We start from the raw sequence: 853 nt of genomic DNA, 5'->3' as shown, positions 1-853 counted from the left end.
AAAAGGASGGNAACNGCRTGATGACGCGGAAACTATCTAAAGTCATCTCWGAAAAGGATGTCGCTGAAAGTCTGTGTGTATCACATTCAACTGTCCATCGCCATTTAAAAGAGGTGAGTGATTCGGTGAAGACGCAGGCGCATCATGTTTTACCTGAGCACTTAGCTTTTGACGAATTCAAATCAACGAAAGATGTCGAAGGTGCGATGAACTTTATTTACTGTGATAGTGTAACCCATGATATCATCGATATTTTACCTGATCGTCGCAAACATAAATTAGAAGCCTATTTTTTAAAGTTCTCTAGAAAGCAACGTGAAAGAGTGAAAACCATCTCTATAGATATGTTTCCACCTTATATCGCACTCATTCAAGACTTATTTCCTCATGCCGAGATGATTATTGATCGCTTTCATATCGTGCAAGCAATCAATCGTGAAATCAATCGATGGCGAGTTCAAGTTATGAATGGTTTTAGGACAAAAGACAGACCTCAATATAATAAATTAAAGCGTTATTGGAAGTTACTATTAAAAGCGCCCTTAGATTTGGATCGAATGATATATCAGTCATACGGACTTTTTAAGTCTTGGCAGAGTCAATACAGTTTAGTTCAGTATTTATTGGGCCTTGATGAGAGGCTCAAAGAGACATATGAAACAGGACATCGTCTTTTAAGTGCCTTAAAAGCAAACGATATCCAGCAATTACAGTTCATCTTACAGGATTCAAAGACAAAAGATATTTCACAAGGACTCAAGCGCATCATTCAAACATTGATCAAATACTTGCCCTATATCTCAAATACGATGCGTTACCCACATTTAACGAATGGGCCAATTGAGGGAATTAA

General features: G+C 37.6%; 1 pseudogene. It reads left to right on the top strand.

The annotated features are described in order from the left end of the window. Positions 1–20: 20 nt before the first annotated feature. Positions 21–853 (top strand): annotated as a pseudogene (locus C1H58_RS12105) (ISL3 family transposase); the annotation flags it as partial.

Source organism: Staphylococcus sp. 191 (assembly GCF_011174885.1).
Classification (GTDB): Bacteria; Bacillota; Bacilli; order Staphylococcales; family Staphylococcaceae; genus Staphylococcus; species Staphylococcus coagulans.
Note: the sequence above shows the minus strand (reverse complement) of the source record. Positions and strands in the feature narration are given on the sequence as shown.